This window comes from Streptomyces sp. cg40 (genome assembly GCF_050320165.1).
Taxonomy (GTDB): Bacteria; Actinomycetota; Actinomycetes; order Streptomycetales; family Streptomycetaceae; genus Streptomyces; species Streptomyces hokutonensis.
The window spans coordinates 1,826,330-1,844,838 of record NZ_CP190128.1; the positions used below are offsets into that span (position 1 = coordinate 1,826,330).

Annotated in this window: 14 protein-coding genes; 2 read left to right on the forward strand and 12 right to left on the reverse strand. The window is 69.3% G+C overall.

Annotated elements, in window-relative coordinates; genetic code table 11:
• Window positions 1-99: 99 nt before the first annotated feature.
• The 5 genes from ACQHII_RS08160 to ACQHII_RS08180 form a co-directional block, all read right to left on the reverse strand.
• Complete coding sequence (locus tag ACQHII_RS08160; RefSeq protein WP_427918620.1) at window positions 100-1,971, reverse strand: discoidin domain-containing protein; 1,872 nt, start codon at window positions 1,969-1,971, stop codon at window positions 100-102.
• A 155-nt stretch (window positions 1,972-2,126) separates the two neighbouring features.
• A complete protein-coding gene (locus ACQHII_RS08165; protein WP_427918621.1) occupies window positions 2,127-3,485 on the reverse strand; it encodes a GH1 family beta-glucosidase in 1,359 nt (452 codons plus the stop codon).
• 62 nt (window positions 3,486-3,547) lie between these two features.
• Entirely contained in the window at window positions 3,548-4,408 is an 861-nt protein-coding gene (locus ACQHII_RS08170; protein WP_078532652.1) for a carbohydrate ABC transporter permease, read from the reverse strand.
• Complete coding sequence (locus ACQHII_RS08175; RefSeq protein ID WP_427918622.1) at window positions 4,401-5,396, reverse strand: carbohydrate ABC transporter permease; 996 nt, start codon at window positions 5,394-5,396, stop codon at window positions 4,401-4,403. The genes ACQHII_RS08170 and ACQHII_RS08175 overlap by 8 nt, the downstream gene beginning before the upstream one ends.
• 8 nt (window positions 5,397-5,404) lie before the next feature.
• Window positions 5,405-6,721, reverse strand: a complete 1,317-nt coding sequence (locus ACQHII_RS08180) for an ABC transporter substrate-binding protein (RefSeq protein WP_427918623.1) — start codon at window positions 6,719-6,721, stop codon at window positions 5,405-5,407.
• A gap of 210 nt (window positions 6,722-6,931) precedes the next feature.
• Between ACQHII_RS08180 and ACQHII_RS08185 the strand changes: the two genes are divergently transcribed.
• Window positions 6,932-8,707, forward strand: a complete 1,776-nt coding sequence (locus tag ACQHII_RS08185; protein ID WP_427918624.1) for a coagulation factor 5/8 type domain-containing protein — start codon at window positions 6,932-6,934, stop codon at window positions 8,705-8,707.
• A 52-nt stretch (window positions 8,708-8,759) separates the two neighbouring features.
• Here ACQHII_RS08185 and ACQHII_RS08190 read toward each other — a convergent pair whose 3' ends face one another.
• The 7 genes from ACQHII_RS08190 to ACQHII_RS08220 all read right to left on the reverse strand — a co-directional run bounded on the left by ACQHII_RS08190 (window position 8,760) and on the right by ACQHII_RS08220 (window position 16,989).
• Window positions 8,760-9,086 carry a putative quinol monooxygenase gene (locus tag ACQHII_RS08190; protein ID WP_427918625.1) on the reverse strand — a complete coding sequence of 109 codons (327 nt, stop codon included), beginning with the start codon at window positions 9,084-9,086 and terminating at the stop codon, window positions 8,760-8,762.
• Between the two features lie 305 nt (window positions 9,087-9,391).
• Window positions 9,392-11,449 (reverse strand): elongation factor G, encoded by a 2,058-nt coding sequence (fusA, locus tag ACQHII_RS08195; RefSeq protein ID WP_427918626.1) that lies wholly within the window; start codon window positions 11,447-11,449, stop codon window positions 9,392-9,394.
• 360 nt (window positions 11,450-11,809) lie between these two features.
• Window positions 11,810-12,949 carry a lactonase family protein gene (locus tag ACQHII_RS08200; RefSeq protein ID WP_427918627.1) on the reverse strand — a complete coding sequence of 380 codons (1,140 nt, stop codon included), beginning with the start codon at window positions 12,947-12,949 and terminating at the stop codon, window positions 11,810-11,812.
• A 153-nt stretch (window positions 12,950-13,102) separates the two neighbouring features.
• The gene (locus ACQHII_RS08205) at window positions 13,103-13,795 is read right to left on the reverse strand and encodes a response regulator (protein ID WP_427918628.1); all 693 of its coding nucleotides are present in this window, start codon (window positions 13,793-13,795) and stop codon (window positions 13,103-13,105) included.
• Window positions 13,792-15,108, reverse strand: a complete 1,317-nt coding sequence (locus ACQHII_RS08210) for a sensor histidine kinase (protein ID WP_427918629.1) — start codon at window positions 15,106-15,108, stop codon at window positions 13,792-13,794. Before ACQHII_RS08210 ends, ACQHII_RS08205 begins: the two co-directional genes overlap by 4 nt.
• A gap of 103 nt (window positions 15,109-15,211) precedes the next feature.
• The gene (locus ACQHII_RS08215; protein ID WP_427918630.1) at window positions 15,212-16,057 is read right to left on the reverse strand and encodes an ABC transporter permease; all 846 of its coding nucleotides are present in this window, start codon (window positions 16,055-16,057) and stop codon (window positions 15,212-15,214) included.
• Window positions 16,054-16,989 (reverse strand): ABC transporter ATP-binding protein, encoded by a 936-nt coding sequence (locus ACQHII_RS08220; RefSeq protein WP_427925254.1) that lies wholly within the window; start codon window positions 16,987-16,989, stop codon window positions 16,054-16,056. The genes ACQHII_RS08215 and ACQHII_RS08220 overlap by 4 nt, the downstream gene beginning before the upstream one ends.
• 300 nt (window positions 16,990-17,289) lie before the next feature.
• Here ACQHII_RS08220 and ACQHII_RS08225 point away from each other — a divergent pair, with 300 nt between their 5' ends.
• Window positions 17,290-18,402 carry a glycoside hydrolase family 53 protein gene (locus ACQHII_RS08225; protein ID WP_427918631.1) on the forward strand — a complete coding sequence of 371 codons (1,113 nt, stop codon included), beginning with the start codon at window positions 17,290-17,292 and terminating at the stop codon, window positions 18,400-18,402.
• The last annotated feature ends 107 nt before the right edge of the window (window positions 18,403-18,509 follow it).

Below are 18,509 nucleotides of genomic sequence, written 5' to 3' on the forward strand. Positions count from 1 at the left end.
TGTGCGGCAACTCGATTGCGCGGCACGGTGCGTGCGGCCGCCGGATCGCCGTAGGACGAACGGGCCGGTCCGGTTCCGCGCTCCGGACCGGCCCAACTCTCACTTCTTCTGCTCGACCCGCACCCAGTCCACCTCTGCCTGCACTCCCCCGGCCGCGACCTTGTCGACGCTCGACTGCGGCAGGCCCCAGTACGGCGTGGTCACCTGGTTCCAGCCGGCCGGATACGCGCCGCCCAGGGCGAGGTTGAGGATGACGTACTGGTTGTGGTCGAAGACCCATTGCCCGCGGGTCGATTCGAGTTTGTTGCGGGTGGTCTCCTGGACGAGGTTGTCGTCGACGTAGAAGCGCATCGCGGTCGGGGTCCATTCGACGGCGTACGTGTGCCACTGGTCGATCGTGCCGGCGTTCGGGAAGGTCTGGCGGGCGCCGATGTTGCCGTCCGCCGAGTAGCCGGGACCGTGGAGCGAGGTGCTGGTCCAGTTGGAGTAGCCGATGTTCTCCATGATGTCGGTCTCGCCGGAGGCCGGCCAGGACACGGACGGGTTGTCGACGTTGCTGCCGAGCAGCCAGAAGGCGGGCCAGAATCCGTCGCCGACCGGGAGCTTCATGCGGGCGCTGACCTTGCCGTACGTGAAGTCGAAGTGGGTGTTGGTGTCGATGCGGCCCGACGTGAAGTCGTACGTCCCGCCGCCCGCCTGCGTGCAGCCCTTGCAGTACTTCGCCGCGAGGATCAACTCTCCGTTCTGCGTCCGGACGTTGTCCGTCGAGTCGACGTAGGCCTGGGACTCGCCGTTGACCGGGCCCATCTCGGTGCCGGTCCGCACGACCCGCCACTTGGAGCGGTCCAGAGCGGCGGACGTGAAGTCGTCGAAGAACATCGTCTGATACGTGCCCGACTGGTCGCCGGGGAGGGCCGGGTAGGCGGCGGACGCGTTGCCGCCGGTGCCCCAGACCTGGAACTCGTAGAGCGAGTAGCCGAATTGGGCCGTGTAGGGCGCCGGGTTGTAGAAGGAGCGGCGTTCCTTGCCGAGCATGCGGACGTAGCGGCCGGTCACGGGTTGGGGCAGCGTCACCGTGTCGTGGCGGCCCGTCGCGTCGGAGGGCGACTTCACATCGGCCCGCCGTGCGGCTATGTCGGCGGCCGACGGTTCGTAGACCGTGCGCCAGGTCGTGTTGTCGTCCGAGACCTGGAGCAAGTAGTCGACGGCGTAGGCGGATTCCCAGTAGAAGTCGACCGTGTCGATCGTCGAGGTCTCGCCGAGGTCGACCGAGACCCAGCGGTCGGCGTTCCAGTCGCTGGACCAGCGGGTCGCGTCGTCCTTGAGGTTGGCGGGCCAGCCGCCGTCGGTGACGTACGCCGGTGAATTGCCGTTGTGCTGGTAGTAGTTGGAGTACGCCGGGTGGTTCAGGGCGAGGTTGGTGCGGGTCGTGGACGCGGGGGCCGCCTCGCCACCGTAGACCTTGAAGGAGTAGAGCGAGTAGCCGTAGGGCGTGGACCGTTCCAGGCCGCGCAGGCGGATGTAGCGGCCCGTCACCTCCTGGGGGTACGTGCTCGTGGTGACCGAGCCACCGGTGCCCGCGGTCTCCGTGTAGAAGGGGGTCCAGTCGGTGCCGTTCTTCGAGATCTCCAGGACGTATCTCTTGCCGTACGCGGCCTCCCAGTCGAGGGTGACGCGGTCCACGCGGAGGGTGGTGCCGAGGTCGAGGCGGATCCAGGCGTCGTCGGCGAAGTTGCTGGACCAGCGGGTGGCGCCGTCGCCGTCGAAGGCGAGGCCGGGGGTGGTGCCGGCGTTCTCGCTGCCGGAGGCGGTGACGGCGGCCGGGTTCGCGGCGTAGGCGGCGGCCGCGCGGTCGGTGTCCCAGGTCGCCGCGGCGGGGGCCTGCGGGGCTGGGGCGGCGAGAGCCGGGGTGACACAGAGCAGGGTCAGCGCGGTGAGCGCCGTGAACAGGGTGCGGGTGCGGGTTCGCATGCGGCTCTCCTTGAGAGGCTGATCTCCTTCTGGGGGTGTTCACTCTGACGTGCGCATGACAGTCACAGGACTGAGGGGGTTGGAGCGGTCCATGGGGCCGTTGGTACCCCGGTGGGTGCGGGCTCCCCCGCCCGCGCCCACCGGGGCGGTATCGGTCAGGCCGCGCGCCGCGCCCGGCTGCGGTGGTCGCGGATGATCTCCGCGTACCGGTGGCCGGAGCCCTTGATCGTGCGGACCTGGGTGTCGTAGTCGACGTGGACCAGTCCAAAGCGCTTCTCGTAGCCGTACGCCCACTCGAAGTTGTCGAGCAGCGACCAGGCGAAGTAACCGGCCAGCGGGGCGCCCTTGCGGGCCGCGGAGGCGCAGGCGGCGAGGTGCTGGACCAGGTAGTCCTGGCGTTCCGGGTCGTCGACGGTGCCGTCGGGGCGTACGACGTCGGGGAACGCGGAGCCGTTCTCGGTGACGTAGATCCGGCGGGGGTCGTACTCCTCGGTGAGGCGGAGCAGCAGGGTCTCGATGCCGGAGGCGTCGATCTCCCAGTCCATGCCGGTGCGCGGGACGCCGAGGCGACGGACGGCGCGGGTGTAGGGGGCGGGGCCGGTGGGGTCGTCGGCGACGGTCGCCGGGAAGTAGTAGTTCAGGCCCAGCCAGTCCAGCGGAGCGGCGATGGTCGCCAAGTCGCCCGGCTGCTCGGGGAGTTCGACGCCGTACGTCTCCACCATGTCGGCCGGGAAGCCGCGGCCGTGGATCGGGTCGAGCCACCAGCGGTTGACGTGGCCGTCCTGCCGGCGGGCGGCCTGGACGTCCTCGTCGCGGTCGCTTGCGGGGTACACCGGGGAGAGGTTGTTGACGATGCCGACCTGGGCGTTCGGGGCGGCGGCGCGGATCGCCTGCGCGGCGAGGCCGTGGCCGAGGAGCAGGTGGTAGGAGGCGCGGACGGCCGCGGTTAGATCGGTCCAACCCGGCGCCATCTTGCCTTCCAGGTGGCCGATCCAGGCCGAGCAGGAGGGCTCGTTGAGGGTGGTCCAGTGGGTGACGCGGTCGCCGAGGCGTTCGGCGACGACCGAGGCGTAGGCGGCGAAATGCTCGGCGGTGGCGCGCTCGGGCCAGCCGCCGCGGTCCTGGAGCGCCTGGGGCAGGTCCCAGTGGTAGAGGGTGACGGACGGGGTGATGCCCGCTTCCAGGAGTCCGTCCACCAACTCGTCGTAGAACGCGAGGCCCTTGGCGTTGACCGGGCCGTCGCCGCCGGGGAGCACCCGGGGCCAGGCGATGGACAACCGGTAGGCGCTGGCGCCGAGTTGGCGCATCAGGCCGATGTCCTCGCGCCAGCGGTGGTAGTGGTCGCAGGCGACGTCGCCGTTGTCGTCATTGTCGATCTTTCCTGGGGTGTGCGAGAAGGTGTCCCAGATCGACGGCGAACGCCCGTCCTCGGCGACGGCTCCCTCGATCTGGTACGCCGCGGTGGCCGTGCCCCACAGGAAGTCGTGCGGGAGCGCGGCGAAGTCGATGGTCACTGAAGTCCCTTTACGGTCAGCAGAGTTGTCAGCGGTGTGGTCGGCGGAGTCGGTCGGGTCGGTCACTTGACGGCGCCCGCCGTCAGCCCGGCGACGAGATAGCGCTGGAGCAGCAGGAAGCCGGCGACCACGGGCACGCTGACGACCAGCGAGGCGGCCATGATCTGGTTCCAGTACACGTCGTTGAGCGTGGAGTAGCCCTGGAGTCCGACGGCGAGCGTGCGGGTGGAGTCGTTCGTCATGACGGAGGCGAAGAGGACTTCTCCCCACGCGGTCATGAAGGCGTAGACGGCGACCGCGACGATGCCGGGGATCGCGGCCGGTACGACGACCCGCAGCAGCGCGCCGAGCGGACCGCAGCCGTCGACCAGCGCGGCTTCGTCCAAGTCCTTTGGCACGGAGTCGAAGTAGCCGATCAGCATCCAGATGGAGAAAGGCAGGGAGAAGGTCAGATACGTCAGGATCAGGCCGCCGCGCGAGCCGAACAGGGCGATGCCCGTGGCGTTGCCGATGTTGACGTAGAGGAGGAACAGCGGGAGGAGGAAGAGGATGCCGGGGAACATCTGCGTCGACAGGACGGTGACCGTGAAGACGCGCTTGCCGCGGAACTCGTAGCGGCTGACGGCGTACGCGGCGAAGACCGCGATGACCACCGAGCAGACCGTCGCGGCGACGGACACGATCAGCGAGTTCATGAAGTACTTCGCGAGCGGGACCGTCGACCAGATGTCGATGTACGGGCGGATGGTGAGCCCGCTCGGCAGCCAGCGGAACTTGCCGGTGACGTCCGAGAGCGGTTTCAGGGAGCTGGAGAGCATGACGTACACCGGCACCAGGACGAAGCCGGTGAGCAGGGTGAGGAAGATCCGCCGCGACCAGATGAAGGAGCGGGGCGGGGCCATGGGCGAGGTGGGGCTAGACATCGGCGGTTTTCCGTCCGCGTGAGGTGAACACGAGATACACGCCGGTGACGACGAGCAGGAACAGCAGCAGCAGGACCGACATCGCCGAGCCGGTGCCGAAGTTCCAGGTGACGAACGAGGCTTGGTAGATGTGCACCGAGATGAGGTCCGCGGCTTCGGGTGCCGATCTGCCGAACAGGACGTACGGCGTGTTGAAGTCGTTGAACGTCCATAGGAAGAGGACGAGGACCAGCACCTGGTTGACCGGGCGCAGCGACGGCAGGGTGATCCGGCGGATCTGCTGGAGGCGTCCCGCGCCGTCGATCGAGGCGGCCTCGTACAGTTCCTTGGGGATGTTCTGCAAGCCGGCCATCACGATGAGGAAGGCGAACGGCCAGCCCTTCCAGACCGAGACGATCAGCAGCGCGTAGAAGCTGTTGTCGCCGATCAGCCAGAACGACGGCTTGTCGGTGAGGTGCAGCTGGTCGTGCAGGACGTGGTTCACCAGGCCGTTGTCGTGCTGGAACATGAACACCCAGGTGATGACGGCCGCGTAGACCGGCAGCGCGTACGGGATGAGAAAGAGCGCTCTCAGGAAGCCCCGGCCGCGGAAGGTGTCCTGCATGTAGATCGCGGCGACCGTGCCGATCAGCCAGCAGAAGCCGACGGAGAGCAGGGTGAAGCCGACGGTGACGAAGAAGGAGTGGAGGAGCGCCTTGCCCACGGGGGCGCTGAAGTCCACCGACACCTTGTAGTTGTCGAAGCCGGACCAGGGCGCGGTGCCCCAGTCGCGGATGTAGAACTGGGTGAGTTCCTTGAAGCTCATGACGATGCCGATGACCATCGGCACCAGGTGGACCAGGAGTTCGAGGACCAGGGCGGGCAGGAGCAGCAGGTAGGGCAGTCCTATACGGCGGATCCGTTCGCCGCGCCGCCGACGCGGGCCGGGGGCCGCCGGGTCGGAAGGGTTCTTCCGCACGGCGGCCTCCGGGGTGACAGTGCTCGTCACAGTCGCACTCACTTCGCCGGCATCTGCTGCTGGGCCTTTTCGAGTTCCGCCTTGACGGAGGCGGTGGTGACCGCGCGTCCGGCGGCGGCGTCGGCGAACAGGTTCTTGACGGCTGTACCGACCGCCGTCTCGAACTGCGACTCGTCGGCGACCTGCGGCAGCGCGGCGGCGCTGGTCGCGAGGGTGTTCTTCAGGACGGAGTTCGCGGGGGTGTTGAACGCCGTGTCCTCCTGCGCGGCCTTCACCGGCGGGATGGAGCTGTAGGCGGTGTTGAGGATCTTCTGCTCGGCGTCGCTCGTCATGAACTTCACGAACTTGGTGGACCCGTCCAAGTTGTTCGTGTTCTTGAAGACGGCCAGGTTGATGCCGGCCACCATCGAGTTGACCTGCGCTCCGGTGCCGGGGGTGCCGGACTGCACGGGTATCGGGGCGATGCCGTACGAACTGTCGCTCATACCCTGGGACTTGAGGTTGGCGGACGCCGACTGCCACATCAGCATCGCCGTCTTGCCCTTGGCGAAGTCGCTGACGGACTGGTTCTGCGCGTACTCGGCGTTGCCGACCGGGATGACCTTGTCCTTGGCCATCAGGTCGACGTACTGCTTGACGGCGGACACGACGCCGTCGTTGGTGAAGTCGGCCTTGCCGTCGGCGGTGAAGAAGTCGGCGCCGTGCTGCTTGGCGAAGACGAAGGTGTGGTGGATGTTCTCGGAGACGTTGGCGCCCTCGGCGCCGAGGACCTGCTTGCCCTTCGCCTGGATCTTCTTGCCGTCGGCGAGCAACTCGGCCCAGGTGGCCGGGGGTTGGGCGATGCCCGCGTCGGCGAAGATCTGCTTGTTGTAGTAGAGCGCGTACGCCATCGAGTACAGCGGGACCGCGGCCGGGTCCTTGCCCACGGCGCCGGTCGAGCCGAGCGCGGAGTCGACGAAGCGGTCCTTGCCGCCGATCTTCGCGAAGTTGGCCGCGTTCCACGGCAGGAAGGCGCCGGTGGCCTGGAGGGAGGCGCTCCAGGTGTTGCCGATGTTCAGGACGTCGGGGCCCTGGCCGGAAGTCGTCGCGGTCAGGATGCGGTTGAGCAGGTCGGACCAGGGCACGACCTCCAGCTTCACCGTGATGCCCGTCTGCTTCTTGAACTTGTCGAGCTCGGGCTGGAGGACCTTCTTGTCGATCGCGATGCTGGCGCCCTGGTTGGAGGCCCAGTAGGTGAGCGTCTTGGGCGAGTCGTTGGATCCCCCACCCGTGGACGAACCGCCTCCGCAGGCCGTGGCCGCAAGGGCGAGTGACATGGTGACGGCGCCTACGGCCGCGGCTCGGATGCTGCGCATACTCCGGGTGTCCCTTCAGGGAATGCACTCACGACTTAATTTAGGACGTGAGTTAAACCTCGGAAGTCAAAGGCGTCAAGAGTTTGGACGCCACTCGTCGAACTCGGTCGTACCTCTTGACGACCGCGTTCACGGACCTGAAGCATTCCCCCGCGAGAGAGCGCTCCCAACCCCACCGGCGTTCATTTCATGAACAAGGAGAGCCGCGACATGTCCTCAGTGCCCCGCAGAACCGTCCTCGGTGCGGCCGCCGCCGTGTCCGCCCTGGCCGGGCTGCCCGCAACCGCCTCCGCCGCCCCCGCAACTCCCGCAACTCCGCTTGCGAACAAGCCACTCGCCCTGCCGGGCGGCGGCGATCTCGGCCCCAACGTGATCGTCTTCGACCCGTCGACCGCAGGCATCCAGGCCAAGCTGGACCAGGTCTTCGCCCAGCAGGAGACCGCCCAGTTCGGCACCGGCCGCTACGCCTTCTTCTTCAAGCCCGGCACCTACTCCGGGCTCAACGCCCAGCTCGGCTTCTACACCTCGATCGCGGGCCTCGGACTCTCTCCCGACGACACCACCATCAACGGTGACGTCACCGTCGACGCGGGCTGGTTCAACGGCAACGCCACGCAGAACTTCTGGCGCTCGGCGGAGAACCTCGCGCTCGTCCCCGTCAGCGGAACCAACCGGTGGGCCGTGGCTCAGGCGGCCCCCTTCCGTCGTATGCATGTGCGCGGCAGCCTCAACCTCGCCCCGAACGGCTACGGTTGGGCCTCCGGCGGCTACATCGCCGACAGCCGGATCGACGGCCAGGTCCAGCCGTACTCGCAGCAGCAGTGGTACACCCGGGACAGCGTGATCGGCGGCTGGCTCAACGGCGTCTGGAACATGGTCTTTTCAGGCGTGCAGGGCGCTCCCGCGCAGGGCTTCCCGAACCCGGTGTACACCACCCTCGCCACGACCCCCGTCTCCCGCGAGAAGCCCTTCCTCTACCTCAACGGCACCGAGTACCGCGTCTTCCTCCCCGAGAAGCGCACCAACGCGAGCGGCGTGACCTGGGGCAACGGCACCCCGCGCGGCACCTCGCTGTCGCTGTCGCAGTTCTACGTCGCGAAGCCCGGCGTCACGGCGGCGACCCTCAACCAGGCGCTCACGCAGGGACTCCACCTCCTGCTGACGCCGGGGATCTACCATCTGGACCAGCCGATCCAGGTGAACCGGGCCAACACCGTTGTACTGGGCCTGGGTTACGCAACTCTCGTCCCCGACAACGGAGTTACGGCCCTGAAGACCGCCGATGTGGACGGTGTGCGACTGGCCGGGTTCCTGATCGACGCCGGAACGGTCAACTCGGCGACCCTGCTGGAAGTCGGGCCTGCCGGCACGACGACGGACCACTCGGCCAACCCGACCACCGTGCAGGACGTGTTCGTCCGGATCGGCGGCGCGGGCGCGGGCAAGGCCACGACCAGCATGGTCATCAACAACCGGCACACCATCGTCGACCACACCTGGCTCTGGCGCGCCGACCACGGGACGGGCATCGGCTGGGACGTCAACCGGGCCGACTACGGCCTCGTCGTGGGCGGCGCGGACGTACTGGCCACCGGCCTGTTCGTGGAGCACTTCAACAAGTACGACGTGCAGTGGAACGGCGAGCGGGGCCGCACGATCTTCTTCCAGAACGAGAAGGCGTACGACGCCCCGAACCAGGCGGCCATCCAGAACGGCTCGATCAAGGGGTACGCGGCCTACAAGGTCGGTGCCAATGTGACGGTGCACGAGGGTTGGGGCCTGGGCAGCTACTGCTACTACAACGTCGACCCGACGATCGTGCAGCACAACGGCTTCTCCGCGCCGAACCGTTCGGGCGTGAAGTTCCACGACCTGCTGGTCGTCTCGCTCGGCGGGCAGGGCCAGTACGAACACGTCATCAACGAGACGGGAGCGGCGACTTCGGGCACGTCGACGATCCCGTCCACCGTGGTGTCGTACCCCTGAGGTCGTGGTGGGTGCGGGCCGGAGCTCCCCCTCCGGTCCGCACCCGCCACCGTCACACCCGGGGCGTGATCTCCGCCATCGGCGACCAACCCCCGCCCTCCGCCTCGACGTTGATGATGTCGGGCGTCGCGGCGACGACGTCCGGCATCCACGCGATGGCCGTCCTGAAGTGCTCGGAGGCGACGTGGACCGCGCCCGCCTCCGGGGACGCGAACGCCTCCAGCAGCACGAAGCGGTTCGGATCGACCGCGTCGACGGACCACTCGAAGAACAGGTTGCCGGGCTCCGCCCGGGTCGCGGCGGTGAACTCGGCCACCCGGTCCAGCCATTCGTCCCGGTACTCGGGGCGGACGGGGAACCGTACGGCGATGAAGATCATGCGGTGCTCCTCGGTTGTCGGGTCGGCACGCGGAGACGTGCCGACCCGAGCGTGCCCCCCACGGGCGGGCGGCGGGAGGTGCCCCACCACGGACGCCTCCCCTACGGGGGCGGGCACGGGGCGGTTCACCACCGCGCCCGCGCCCGTCCCCGTCCGCGCGCCGCCAACGGGGCCACCGCCGCGCCACAGCCGAACGCACAACCACCCTGCGCGGGCCGCGAGTTCATCCCAGACCCGCCTCTCCGCGACCTGGGAACGGGAAGCGGAAGGCGCCCCGCACGGAGACGCCTCCCGCCCATTCGCCGCTACCGGGCCACCGCCACCCCGTCCGGCGCCGGGGCGTACCCCGTCGGCCGGGCCGTGAACGTGCCCCGGCCCTGGGTCCGGCTGCGCAACCTCGTCGCGTAGCCGAAGAGTTCGGCCAGCGGCACGGTCGCCGTGACGAGCGCGGAGCCCGAGCGGGTCGTCGAGCCGGTGACCCGGCCGCGGCGGGCGGACAGGTCGCCCAGGACCGTTCCAACCGCGTCCTCGGGGACGGTGACCGTGACCTCGGCGACCGGTTCGAGGAGGACCGTCTCGCAGGCACGCAGCGCTTCGCGCAGGCCGAGGCGGCCGGCCGTGCGGAACGCCTGCTCCGAGGAGTCCTTCACATGGGTCGCCCCGTCGGTCAGCGTGACGCGCAGCCCGGTCACCGGGAACCCGCCGACCGGCCCCTCGGTGAGGGCGTCGCGGCAGCCGGCCTCCACCGAGCGGATGTACTCCTGCGGCACCCGCCCGCCGACGACCGCCGAGCGGAACGCGAAATCGCCCCCTTCGAGCGGCTCGACGTCCAGCACCACGTGCGCGAACTGGCCCGAGCCACCGTCCTGTTTGACGTGCCGGAACACGAAACCGGACACCCCGCGCACGACCGTCTCCCGGTAGGCCACCCTCGGGCGACCGACGTCGACCTCGACCCCGGTGGCCAGGCGGATCTTCTCCACAGCGACCTCCAGGTGCAGTTCGCCCATGCCGGACAGGACCGTCTGGCCGGTCTCGGCGTCGGTCCGCACGACCAACGACGGGTCCTCTTCGGCCAGTCGGGCGAGCGCCGAGGTCAGCCGGTCGGTGTCGGTGCTCCGCCGCGCCTCGACCGCCACGGAGACCACGGGGTCGGCGACCGCGGGCGGCTCGAGGACGAGTGGCGCGTCGGGTGCGCACAGGGTCGAGCCGGCGCGGACGGACTTGAGTCCGGCCACGGCGACGATGTCCCCGGCGACCGCCCGTTCCAGCCGTTCGTGCCGGTCGGCCTGCACCCGCAGGATGCGACCGATCCGCTCGGTGCGGCGTGTGCCCGGATCCCACACCGTGTCTCCTCTCTCGATCGCGCCGGAATAGATCCGCAGGTACGTCAGCCGTCCGGTCCCCGCCGCGCTCACCTTGAACGCCAGGGCGGACAACGGCACTTGGGGATCGGCCGCCCGCTCCTGTTCGCCGCCGTCGTACGTTCCCCGTACCGGGGGCACGTCCAACGGCGAGGGCAGATACGCCACGACGGCGTCCAACAGTGGTTCGATGCCCCGGTTGCGGTAGGCCGAGCCGCACAGCACGACCACACCGTCGCCGGTGCGGGTCAGGTCGCGCAGTGCCGTGCTCAACGTCCCGGCGGACAGGGTGGATTCGGCGCAGAACTCCTCCAGCGCGCCCGGATGCAGTTCCGCCACCGCCTCCTCCAGCAGCCGCCTGCGTCGCCGCGCCTCCGCCAACAGGTCCTCCGGCACCGGGACTTCGGCCACCGGGCCGTCAACGTCCGCCCACACCAGGGCCCGTAGGCGCAGCAGGTCGACGACTCCGGTGAAGCCGTCCTCCGTGCCGATCGGCAACTGCACCACCAGCGGCGCCGGATGGAGCCGTTCCCTGATGGAGGCGACGGCCGTGTCGAGGTCGGCGCCCGCGCGGTCCAGCTTGTTGACGAAGGCGATGCGCGGCACGCCGTAGCGGTCGGCCTGGCGCCACACCGACTCGCTCTGCGGTTCCACGCCCGCGACGGCGTCGAACACGGCGATCGCGCCGTCGAGGACGCGCAGCGAGCGCTCCACCTCGTCGGCGAAGTCGACGTGTCCCGGGGTGTCGATGAGGTTGACGCGGTGGCCGTCCCAGGCGCAGCTGACGGCCGCGGCGAAGATGGTGATGCCGCGGTCGCGTTCCTGGGGGTCGAAGTCGGTGACGGTGGTGCCGTCGTGGACCTCGCCACGCTTGTGCGTGGAGCCGGTGAGGTAGAGGAACCGCTCGGTGACGGTGGTCTTGCCGGCGTCGACATGGGCGAGGATGCCCAGGTTGCGGACGGCGGTGAGCGGGTTGGTGACAGGGCGTTCGGTGCGCACGGCCCGTGGCCTTTCGAGAGTGTTTCCGTGCAGGGCGGCGCGATTCCCGTACGAGGAAAAAGAGTTGACGTGGAGTCAGGTGCTCAGCTGCTCGTCACGGGTGTCCGGTACCGGCCGCGCGGCGGGTACCGGAGGGACGAGGACAGGAGCAGAACGGCGGTGCGGTCACGCACGGCGGGCTCCTCTCACTCGTCTCACTCGTCAACGGTTGTGGCGAGTGTAGGGAAGCTCGGGGTGGTGGGGCACGGGATTTATCAGGGGTGGTCGGCGCCGTTCATGCCGCCGTCGCCGGTCCAGGCGAAGTGGGTGCGGATCATGCGGTCGCCAACGAGGACGCAGTTGACGTTGACGTGGTGGCCGTCAGGCTGGCATCAGGACGGCGATGCTGTCGGGGTTGGGCATGGGCAGGTAGTTCCCGGTGCCGATCAGGAGCCCGGAACGGGGGTCGACGGCGATGACGTCGACGGTGCTGCTCGCCTCGTTGGCGACCAGCAGCCAGCGCCCGCTCGGGTGCACGGTGAAACTCCAGGGCTTCAGGCCCCCACTGGGAATGCGCTGGAGGAAGGAGAGCAGCCCGGTGCGCCGCTCGACCTCGAACACAACGAGGGTGTTCTCGCCGCGACTTGAGGCATAGACGAAGCGGCCGTCGCGGCTGATGGCGAGTTCGGCGCCGCTCTTGGTGCCGGTGAAGTCGGGTGAGTCGATCGCGAGGTCCTGGCGGTGCGTCAGTTCGCCGGATCTGCCGTCCCAGTCGAGGAGTTGGAGTTCGGCGGTGAGTTCGGTCAGCAGGTAGGCCTGGCGTCCGTCGGGGTGGAAGACGAGCCGTCTGGGGCCCGCTCCGGCGTCGGTGGCGTAGGCGCCTGGACCGGTCCCGCCCACGGACAGCGCACCCGTCGTACCGTCGAAACCGTAGACGAAGACGCGGTCGGCGCCGAAGTCGGGGACCAGGGCGTGGCGGCGGCCGGGTGCGACAACTACCTGGTGCGGGTGCGGGCCCAACTGGCGTGGGCTGGGCCCCGAGCCGGTGTCCACGACGACCGACACGGGTGCGCCGAGTGTGCCGTCCCGGTGGATCGGGAGTGAAGTGGCCAGGCCCGCTTCGAAGTTGGCGACGAGGAGGGTGCGCGTGGACCGGTCCACGCCGATGTACGGCAGGCCGCCGCCATCCGTGGCTCCGCCGTCCGTGCTCACCTGGCCGAGCCGGGTCAGCGCGCCGGTCGTGCGGTCGGCGGCGAGGGCGGTGACGATTCCGCCGTTCAGCTGGCTGCCGACGTAGAGCAGCGGGCGGTCCGGATGCGCGGACACCCAGCCCGAACTGACCTGCGCAACCGATCCGTTGGACGTCAGGACTCCCTCAACGGGGTCGAACGCGACGCCGTAGACCTGTCCGCCGTTCCAGCTGCCGACATAGAGCAGATCGGGTCTCGCCTGTGGAGTGGCTTCGGCGCTCGCTGCTCCGAAAGTCAGCGGCACGGTCGCCGCGGTCACCGTCGCCGTCATGACGCCCAATAACGTTCTGCGGGACACAGCCCCTGTTCTCTCGGCCATGGGAAGCAACAGTTGTCGCGATGGGTGGAACCGTCCACAGCGCGTACCAGGCTTTGCGTGCGGGCCACGCAAGTTGAGCTTTCACGATCCGCACACTCAACTCGCCTACTGGTCGGGGGCGTTGGGGCGGGCGAGGCCGAGGTCGTAGGCGAGGATCACGGCCTGGATGCGGTCGCGGGCGCCGACCTTCGCCAGGACGCGGCCGACGTGGGTCTTCACCGTGGACTCGGAGACGAAGAGGCGCTCGGCGATCTCGCCGTTGGTCCAGCCCTGGCCGATGGCGAGGAGGATCTCGCGCTCGCGTTCGGTGAGGGAACGGATGCGGGGATCGTCCGTCGCCGAACCGGCGGCGGGGCCTTCGGGTGAGTGTTTCGGCAGGTGCTGGGCGTAGGCGTCGAGCAGACGGCGGGTGAGGGCGGGGGCGATGACGGCGTCGCCGGAGGCCACCGCGCGGATTCCGGCGAGGAGTTCCTCGGGGTGGGCGTCCTTGAGGAGGAAGCCGCTGGCTCCCGCGCGCAGCGCCTCGTGGGCGTACTCGTCGAGGTCGAAGGTGGTGAGGATGAGGACGCGGGAACGGTCGCCGGCCGCGACGACCCGGCGAGTGGCCTCGATGCCGTCCATGCCGGGCATCCGTACGTCCATCAGGATCACGTCGGGGCGCAGTTCGGCGGCCATCCGCACCGCCTCACCGCCGTGCCCGGCCTCGCCGACCACCTCGGTGTCGGGGTTGGCCTCCAACAGCATGCGGAATCCGAGGCGTTGGAGGGGCTGGTCGTCCACGATCAGCACGGTCGTCATGCCGCTCCCCCGATCGCGTCGAGCGGGGTGAGGTCGAGGGTGGCCCGTACCGTCCAGCCGCCGCCGGGGGCGGGGCCCGCGGTGACGGTGCCGTGGTAGAGGGCGGCGCGTTCTCTCATGCCGGCGAGTCCGTGTCCTTCGTCGTGGCTCGGTGCGGGTCCTGGAACGGTCCCGGCCGAGCCTGTGTCGTGGCAGTCGATGCGCACCCGGGCGTCCTCGACGTGCACGGTCAGTTCGACGCGGGTGTCGTGGCCCGCGTGCTTGAGGGCGTTGGTGAGGGCCTCCTGCACGATCCGGTACACGGTGAGCTGGACCCCCCGGTCCAGGGCGGCCGGATCGCCGCCGGTGCGGTAGACGACCTGCGGGCCGGCCGCGCGGATGCGGGCGCACAGGGCGTCGAGGTCGGCGACGCCCGGCTGCGGGCTGAGTTCGGGGGCGTCCGGGGTGGGGCTCTGCACGCGCAACACGCCCAGCATGCGCCGGAGTTCGCCGAGTGCCTGGCGGCCGGTGTCGCCGATGAGGAGCAGGGCCTGCTTTCCGCGTTCGGGGGCGAGGTCGGTGGCGTAGGCGCCGCCGTCGGCGAGGGTGATGATGACGGAGAGGTTGTGGCCGATGATGTCGTGCATCTCCCGTGCCACACGGGTGCGTTCGGCTGCGGCGGCGAGCTTGGACCGCTGGTCGCGCTCCACCTCCAGGCGGGCCGCGCGGTCGCGCAGTACGGCGAGCTGGGCGCGCCGGATGCGGACCACGAAGCCGAGCGCGACGGCCGCGGTGATCGTGCTGAACAGCACGAACAGGGCGTCCAGGACCGGGACTTCGGACGGCAGCCGCAGCGCGAAGAGACCCAGGGCGGCGAGGGTGACCGCGCAGGCGGCGGGCAGCCGCTTCAACTGCCCGTGCAGGACCAGGCTGTAGAGGGAGATCAGCAGGGCGACGTCCGCGCGCAGCCAGACCCCCAGCCCGGCCTGGACGAAGAACACCGCGGCGATCAGCGCGAAGGCCAGGGTCGGCCGGCGGCGCCGCCACAGCAGGGGCAGCACCAGGCCGAGCTGGAGGGCGACGGTCCCCGGCCACGGCAGGTGGATGAAGCTGTTGTCGAAGCCGCGCCGCCGGCCGTCGTCGCCGTCCAGCACGTCCGGCAGGCAGAACATCAGCACGACCAGGACGATCAGAGACGTGTCCAGCACCCAGGGGTGCCGCCGGTCGCCCTGCTTGATCCGGCGGCCGAACCGGGACAGCCGGCCGGCCACGGGGTGGCTCCACGGGAGGTCCGTCTCCGCGAACAGCACGTGGGCGGGGTCGTCGGGGCTCATCGGTGTCACTGGTCCGGGTCCATGGAGGTCACCTGTCCATTGTGGGGCCGCACGCCGATGCGGCATCCGACCATTGAGCGGGCCGGATGCCGCGTCGCACGGCTCAGGCGTCGGTCTTCACCAGCCGGTAGGCGGCACCGCCCAGCGTGAGAACGGTCCAAACGAGGAAGACCAGGAGTCCGGCGCCGGGCGAGAGGGTCGTCGAGTCGTGGGTCAGCGCGAACATGGCCTGGCCCGCGTTGCTCGGCAGATACGGGCTGATGTCGTCCTGCCAGGAGCTGGGCAGCAGCTCGATCAGTCCGGGCACCAGCATCAGCGAGGCGACCAGCACCGAGATGCCGCCGGCGACCGAGCGGAGCCACGCGCCCAGCGCGGTGCCGATCACGCCGACCAGGCCGAGGTAGAGACCGGCGCCGAGCAGGCTGCGGACGACTCCGGCGTGGGAGAAGGAGAGGGCCGCAGGGGTGCCGGAGACGATGCCGCTGACGATCGGGAACGCGACGAACACCCCGACGAGCGAGACGCCGAGCGCGACCACTCCGAACACGGCGGCCTTGGACCACAGCACCGGCAGGCGGCGCGGCACGGCGGCCAGCGTGGAGCGGATCATGCCGGTCGAGTACTCGCCCGCGGTGACCAGGACGCCGAGCACGCCAAGGGCGAGCTGCGCGAAGTTCGTGCCGAAGAGGGAGATGTCGAGCGCGGTGGAGTTGGCGTCGTCGGGCCTCAAGTGCCCGCCGTCGTATGACGACTTGTAGTGCGCGGCGGCGATCAGGCCGAACGCGATGAGGAACAGCAGGCCGAGGCCCAGGGTGATCCAGGTGGAGCGCAGGGACCACAGCTTGGCCCACTCGGAGCGCAGCACGCGGCGCCCGGTGACCTTGTACGGCGGCCGGGCCGGCCGCAGTGCTGCGGGTGCGGCGCTGTCGGTGGCGGTCGCGGTGCTCACGCGGCCCTCCCGGGGGTCTCGACGGTGGTGGTGCCGTGGTACTCGACGGCGTCCCGGGTCAGGTCCATGAACGCCTGCTCCAACGACACGGTCCGCGCGCTGAGTTCGAAGAGCGGGATGCGGTGCTCGGCGGCCCTGATGCCGATGGCGCGCGCGGTCAGCCCGGTGACATGCAGTTCCTCGGAGCCGACCTCGCCGGTGATCTCCACGCCGGGACCGGCGAGGACCTCGCGCAGCCGGGCGGGCTGCTCGGAGGCCACGGTGACGGTGTCGCCGCCGGCCGTGCGGACCAGGTCGCGCACGGTGGTGTCGGCCAGCAGCCGGCCCCGTCCGACGATGATCAGGTGGTCGGCGACCAGTGCCATCTCGCTCATCAGGTGCGAGGAGACGAAGACGGTACGGCCGTCCGCGGCGAGCCCGGTCAGCAGGTTGCGGATCCACAACACGCCTTCTGGATCAAGGCCGTTGACGGGTTCGTCGAGCATCACGGTCGCCGGGTCGCCGAGCAGCGCGGCGGCGATGCCGAGGCGCTGCCCCATGCCGAGGGAGAAGGCGCCGGCCCGCTTCTTGGCCACGGACTGGAGTCCGGTCAGTTCGATGACCTCGTCGACGCGGCGGCGCGGGATGCCGTGCGTGTACGCCTGTGCCATCAGGTGGTCGAACGCGGAGCGGCCCGGGTGGATCGACTTGGCCTCCAGGAGCGCGCCGACCTCTTGGAGCGGTGCAATGTGCTCGGCGTAGGGCCTGCCGTTGACCGTGACGGTGCCGGCGGTGGGCGCGTCCAGGCCGACGATCATGCGCATCGTGGTGGACTTCCCGGCACCGTTGGGACCCAGGAAGCCGGTGACCGTGCCCGGCTTGACGACGAAGTCCAGCCGGTCCACCGCCGTCTTCTCCCCGTACCGCTTCGTCAGCTGTTGCGCCTCGATCATCGTCATCCCTCACGCTCACGTGCCACTGCCCCGACTGGACACCGGCAACGCTAGGAGGGCGGGGGCCCGAAACCCGTCGTACCGAGGGGCCGTTGCGGGGGCGGGCGTAGTACCGCGGTACGACCGTGTGGTGTGTGTTGTGTACGTTCCCACTCCATTGACGCCGACTTCACGTCTACCAACTGCGGGAAATACAGCCGTCACACATATTTACAGTGCCTGTTACCTCTCATACTGTGAACGTTCTCAGAACCCAACCCGCATGCGCATGTCAGTCGACCCAAGGAGGTCGGGTACCCCGTGAAAATCCCGGGCCGCATAGTGAAGGCCGCCTTGCTGCTGGCCGCAGTCGCCCTGCCGGCGGCGATGCTCACCCCCACGGACGCCGCCGCCGCGAACTCGCTCACGATGCTCGGCGCCGACGTCTCGTCCGCACAGCGCGCGATCGACCTCGGCGCCAAGTACTACGACTCCAGCGGGACCGCCCAGGACCCCCTCGACATCCTGAAGGGCGCCGGCGTCAACTACGTCCGCCTGCGGATCTGGAACAACCCCGCCAGCGGCTACAACAACAAGGCGAAGGTGCTGGCCTACGCGAAGCAGGTCAAGGCCAAGGGCCTCAAGCTGCTGATCGACTTCCACTACTCCGACACCTGGGCCGACCCGGGCAAGCAGTACAAGCCGGCGGCCTGGTCCAGCCACGGCATCAGCGCGCTGCAGACCGACGTCTACAACTACACCTACGACGTCTGCAACAGCCTCAAGTCCCAGGGCACCACCCCGGACAGCGTGCAGATCGGCAACGAGATCAACGTCGGCATGCTGTGGGACGACGGCAAGGTCGTCAACAACAACTTCACCAACCTCGGTCTGCTGCTGAAGTCGGGCTACAACGCGACCAAGGCCTGCAACAGTTCCACCCAGGTGATCATCCACACCGCCGACGCGGACAGCGACTCCAACGCCCGCTGGTTCTACGACGGCATCAAGGCGCAGGGCGTCAACTGGGACATCACCGGGCTGAGTTACTACTGCATGTGGCACGGCACGCTGGCCAACATGGGCAGCGTCGTCTCGGACATGAAGTCCCGCTACGGCAAGGACGTCATCATCGCGGAGACGGCCTATCCGTTCACCTCGTCGGACGCGGACAGTACGGCGAACTCGGTGACGTCCGGGTGCTCGGGCTATCCGCTGACCTGGGCGGGCCAGGGAGCGGAGTTCACCGCCGTACAGAACACGGCGCGCAGCGCGGGCGCGATCGGTGTCTTCTACTGGGAGCCGACCTGGTACGCGGTCACGGGCAACGGCTGGGACCCGGCCAACATCGCGACCAGTGGGGACGGTTGGGACAACATGGCGATCTTCAACTGGACCGGCCAGGTCAATCCGAACGTGAAGTGGACGCCGTAGCCGGGTAGTTCGACGGCGCACACGAACGGCATCGCCCGCCTGCCCGGGCGGTGCCGTTCTCCGCGTTCAGGGCTTCAGGGCCTTCAGGGCCTTCAGGGCCTTCAGGG